Here is a 5,740-nt window from a genome sequence, read left to right on the forward strand (position 1 = left end):
AGGTGACGGCGTGCGGCACGTTGCGTCGTGACGACGGCGGCCTGCGCCGGTTGTGGGCGAGCGCGGCGGAGCTGTGGGTACGCGGGGTCGAGATCGACTGGCCGCAGACCTACGCCGGCTCCCACCCGCAGGTCATCGACCTGCCCACCTACGCCTTCCAACACCAGCACTTCTGGCTGGAGGAGCGCACCGTGGTCGCGGGCGACGTCGGCGCCGCCGGGCTCGGCGCGGCAGGACACCCCCTCCTCGGCGCGGCGGTCTCGCTGGCCGACGCCGACGCGGTGCTGCTCACCGGGAGGTTGTCGCTCAGAACCCACCCGTGGCTGGCCGACCACGCGGTCAACGGCCAGGTGCTGCTGCCCGGCACGGCGTTCGTCGACCTCGCCATCAGGGCAGGCGACGAGGCCGGCTGCGGCGTCCTTGACGAGCTGACCATCCAGGCGCCGCTCATCGTGCCCGAGCGCGGCGCCGTCCAGCTCCAGCTGTCGGCCGGCGCGGCCGACGAGGACGGGCGCCGGCAGCTCACCGTGCACAGCCGGCCCGACGGCGGGGCCGCCGACGACCCGTGGACCTGCCACGCCACCGGCGTGCTCGCCCCCGGGACCACGCCGCCTCCCGCACAACAGCCGGCCGCCTGGCCGCCCGAAGGCGCCCAGCCGCTCGCGCTGGACGGCCTGTACGACTGGCTCGGCGAGGTCGGCCTCGGCTACGGACCGATCTTCCAGGGTCTGAAGGCCGCGTGGCGGCGCGACGACGAACTGTTCGCCGAGGTCGCGCTGCCGGACGACACCGACACCGGCGGGTTCGGGCTGCACCCCGCGCTGCTCGACGCGGCGCTGCACACTGTCGCGCTCGACGCGGCCACCGCCGAGGACGGGCCGCGCATGCCGTTCGCCTGGACCGGCGTACGGCTGCACGCGACCGGGGCCGCCTCGGTCCGCGTCCGGCTCACGCCCCGCGACGCCGACCGCGTGACGCTGGCCGTCACCGACGGCACCGGCGTTCCCGTCGCCGACGTGGACTCGCTGATCCTGCGCCCCCTGCCCGCCCACCTCGGCACGCCGGCACGCAACACGGACGACGACGCGCTCTACACGCTCGAATGGGCGCCCGTCCCCACCGGCGAACCCTCGGGAGAGCAGCGGTGGGCGGTCGTCGGCGACCCGTCGGCCCTTCCCACCGCAGCGGAAAGGCACGACACCGTGGCCGGGTTGCTCGCCGGGGGGCACGTGCTCGACTGGGTGGCCGTACCGCTGGAAGGCGGGGACGGCGGCGATCTGGCGGCGGCGGTGCGCGAGCGGACCAGCCACGTGCTCGACCTGCTGCGGACGTGGCTGGCCGACGAGGACCACCCGGCGTCCAGGCTCGTCCTCATCACCCACGGCGCGGTCGGCGCCACCGCGGACGACGAGGTGGCGGACCTGGTCAACGCCGCCGTCTGGGGCCTGGTCAGGTCCGCGCAGTCGGAGACCCCCGAACGGGTCGTCATCGCCGACCTCGACCGCGACCCGGAGTCGTACCGTGCGCTGCCCGCCGCGCTCGCGACGGGAGAGACCCAGCTCGCGATCAGGAAGGGCACCGCGTACGCGCCCCGCCTGGGCCGCCCGGGCAGTGGCGGCGCGCTCGTCCCGCCCGCCGGGGCGGCGAACTGGCGGCTGGACGTGACCAGCCGCGGCACGGTCGACGACCTCGCCCTGATCCCCGCGCCCGCCGCGCCGCTCGCTCCCGGCCAGGTGCGCATCAGCACCCGGGCCATGGGGCTGAACTTCCGCGACGTGCTGATCGCCCTGGACATGTACCCGGGCGACGCGCCCATGGGCGGCGAGGGCGCCGGCGTCGTCATCGAGGTGGCGGACGACGTCACCACCTTCGCGCCGGGCGACCGGGTGATGGGCATCATCGACGGTTTCGCCCAGCAGGCGGTCGCCGACCACCGCATGCTCGCCCGCATCCCCGCCGGCTGGTCGTACGCGCAGGCCGCGTCCGTGCCGATCGCCTTCGTCACCGCCTACCACGCGCTGGTGGACCTGGCCGGCCTCCAGGCCGGCGAGTCGCTGCTCGTGCACGCCGCCGCCGGCGGCGTGGGCATGGCCGCCGTGCAGCTCGCCCACCACCTGGGCGCCGAGGTGTACGGCACGGCGAGCGAGCCCAAGTGGCCCGCGGTACGCGAGCTGGGAGTCCCGGAGGAGCGCATCGCCTCCTCCAGGACGCTGGAGTTCGCCCAGACCTTCGACACGGGCGTGGACGTCGTGCTCAACTCCCTCGCGGGCGATTTCGTGGACGCCTCGCTCGGCCTGCTGCGGCCCGGCGGGCGCTTCATCGAGATGGGCAAGACGGACGTACGCGACCCCGGCGGCCTGCCCGGGGTTCGCTACCAGAACTTCGACCTCACCCTGCTCGCCCCGGAGCGCACCGGCGAGATCCTGGCCGAGATCGCCGAGCTGTTCGCCGGCGGCGCGCTCCGCCTCCCGCCGCTGCGGACCTGGGACGTGCGCCGCGCCCCCGAGGCGTTCCGGCACGTCGCCCAGGCCCGGCACATCGGCAAGGTCGTGCTGACCGCGCCGCCGGCGTTCGACCCCGACGGCACGGTGCTCGTCACCGGCGGCACCGGCGCGCTCGGCGCCATGGCCGCCCGCCGCCTGGTCACCGAGCACGGCGTACGGCACCTGGTGCTGGCCGGCCGGCGCGGCCCCGCCGCCGACGGCGCGGCGGCGCTGGAGGAGGAACTGACCGGGCTGGGCGCCACCGTACGGATCGCCGCCTGCGACGCCGCCGACCGCGACGCCCTGGCCGGGCTGCTCGCGGCGATCCCCGCCGAGCACCCGCTCACCGGGGTCGTCAGCACGGCGGGCGTGCTCGACGACGGCATGATCTCGTCGCTCACGCCGGAACGGGTCGCGGCCGTGCTGCGCCCGAAGGTGGACGCGGCCGTCAACCTGCACGAGCTGACCGCGCACCTCGACCTGGCCCAGTTCGTCCTGTACTCGGGCGCGGCCGGCGTGCTCGGCAGCCCGGGGCAGGGCAACTACGCGGCGGCCAACACGTTCCTGGACGCGCTCGCCCAGCACCGCCGCGCCCACGGCCTGGCCGGGACGTCCCTGGCCTGGGGCCTGTGGACGCCGCAGAGCGGCAGCGGCATGACCGGGCACCTCGACGAGGCCGACCTGGGCAGGCTCAGCCGGTCCGGCATGGGAGCGCTCGGCATCGAGCAGGGCCTCGACCTGTTCGACCGGGCACTCGGCGTGGACGAGGCGGCGCTCGTACCGATCAACCTCGACCTCGCGACGCTGCGCGCGGGAGCGGCCAAGGGCTTCGGGCACCCGATGTTCCGCGGCCTGGTGCGCATCGCCACCCGCCGGGTGGTGGTGGCGGCCGAGACGCCACAGGGCGAGTCCCTCACCGACCGGCTGGCCGCCCTGCCGGACGACGACCGGCTGCCGATGCTGCTCGACCTCGTACGCGGCCACGTCGCCGCGGTGCTCGGCTTCCCCGGGCCCGAGGCGGTCGAACCGGCGCGGGCGTTCAAGGAGATCGGGTTCGACTCGCTGACGGCCGTGGAGCTGCGCAACCGCCTGAAGACGGTCACCGGGCTGCGGCTGCCGGCCTCGCTGGTCTTCGACTACCCGAACTCCGCCGCGCTCGCCGGGCACCTGCTGGAGGAGCTGGCGCCGCCGGCCCACAGCGCCGAGCAGCAGATCCTGGCCGAACTCGACCGGATCGAGGCCCGGCTGGCCGTCATGGCGGCCGGATGCGGCACCGCCGGGGAGATCACCTCCCGGCTCGAACAGCTGGCCTTCTCGTGGAAGGAACGGCACCACGAGGCCGACACCGCCGCCGAGGACGTGGCGGGCCAGCTCAGCTCGGCGACCGCCGACGAGATCATCAACTTCATCGACAGCGAACTCGGACTCTCCTGAGCAGGCGTCACCGACGGCTAGGAAGGCACACCATGGCGACAGAGGAACAGCTCGTCGAATATCTCAAGCGGGTGACGACCGAGCTCCACGACAGCAAGAAGCGGCTGCAGGCGGCCGAGGACAAGGAGCACGAGCCGATCGCCATCGTCGGCATCGGATGCCGCTACCCCGGGGAGATCGAGAGCCCCGAGGACCTGTGGCGGATCGTGTCCGGCGGGACCGACGCCATCTCGGGCCTGCCCGACGACCGCGGCTGGGACCTGGAGTCGATGTACAACCCCGACCCCGACGCGTTCGGCACCTCGTACGTCCGCGAGGGCGGCTTCGTGAAGGACGTCACGACGTTCGACCCGGCGTTCTTCGGCATCTCGCCGCGCGAGGCGCAGGCGATGGACCCGCAGCAGCGGCTCCTGCTGGAGACGTCGTGGGAGGCGATCGAGCGGGCCGGCATCGACCCGGCCGCCCTGCACGGCAGCAGGACCGGCGTGTTCGTGGGGGCCAACAGCTCCGAGTTCCTCACGCTGATGACGCAGGCGCCGCCCGAGCTGCAGGGCTACCTGATGACCGGCGTCGCCACGAGCGTGGTGTCCGGCCGCATCTCGTACACGCTGGGCCTGGAGGGGCCGGCCGTCACGATCGACACGGCCTGCTCGTCGTCGCTGGTGGCGCTGCACCTGGCGGTACGGGCGCTGCGCAACGGCGACTGCTCGCTGGCGCTGGCAGGAGCGGTCACCGTGTTGTCGTCGCCCGGCACGTTCATCGGCTTCAGCCGGGTGCGCGCGCTGGCCAAGGACGGCCGCTCGAAGGCGTTCTCGGCGGCCGCCGACGGCATGGCGCTCGCCGAGGGCGCGGGCGTGCTCCTGGTCGAGCGCCTGTCGGACGCCCGCCGCAACGGCCACCCCGTGCTGGCCGTCGTCCGCGGCTCGGCGATCAACCAGGACGGCGCCAGCAACGGGCTCACGGCGCCGAACGGCCCGTCCCAGCAGCGCGTCATCCGCGCGGCCCTCGCCGACGCCAGGCTCGCGCCCGTCCAGGTGGACGCCGTGGAGGCGCACGGCACGGGCACCGAGCTGGGCGACCCGATCGAGGCGCAGGCGCTCATCGCCACCTACGGCCAGGACCGGCCGGAGGAGCGCCCGCTCTGGCTCGGGTCGGTGAAGACCAACATCGGCCACGCGCAGGCCGCCGCCGGCGCGGCGGGCGTCATCAAGATGGTGATGGCGCTGCGCAACGGCGTGCTGCCCGCGACCCTGCACGCGGAGGAGCGCTCGGAGCACATCGACTGGTCGAGGGGCGCGGTGGAGCTCCTGACGGACGCCCAGCCGTGGCCGGCCGGCGCGGAGCCGCGCAGGGCCGGCGTGTCGTCGTTCGGCATGAGCGGCACCAACGCGCACGTGATCATCGAGGAGGCGCCGGCCCTGCCGGCCGCCGCGCCGCCGGCCGAGGACGAGCCGCGACAGGAGCCGCCCGCGCTGCCCTGGTTGTTGTCGGGGCGCGGCGCGGAAAGCCTGCGGCGGCAGGCCGGGCGGCTGGCCTCGTGGACGCGTTCCCGTCCCGGCGACAGCCCGGCCGACGTCGGCTGGTCGCTGCTGACCAGCCGGACGGCCTTCGACCACCGCGCCGTCGTGGTGGGCTCCGACCGCGATGAGCTGCTGGCCGGTCTGGACGGCCTGGCGGACGGTTCGCCGGTACCCGACGTGGTGCAGGGGGTGGCCGGTTCGGCCGGTAAGACGGTGTTCGTCTTTCCTGGTCAGGGGTCGCAGTGGCTTGGTATGGGGGTGGAGCTGCTGGAGGGTTCGCCGGTGTTCGCGGCGCGGATGGCT

2 protein-coding genes are annotated in these 5,740 nt (G+C 74.6%); both read left to right on the top strand.

The window, feature by feature from the left end; translation table 11 throughout:
* The coding region (locus tag E1267_RS42200) for an SDR family NAD(P)-dependent oxidoreductase (protein ID WP_132341704.1) at window positions 1-3,917 on the top strand (3,917 nt) is incomplete at its 5' end.
* Window positions 3,918-3,949: 32 nt separating this feature from the next.
* Window positions 3,950-5,740: type I polyketide synthase (locus E1267_RS42205; RefSeq protein ID WP_132341706.1), on the top strand; the 1,791-nt coding region annotated here is incomplete at its 3' end.

The sequence above is a fragment of the Nonomuraea longispora genome, assembly GCF_004348345.1.
GTDB lineage: Bacteria > Actinomycetota > Actinomycetes > Streptosporangiales > Streptosporangiaceae > Nonomuraea > Nonomuraea longispora.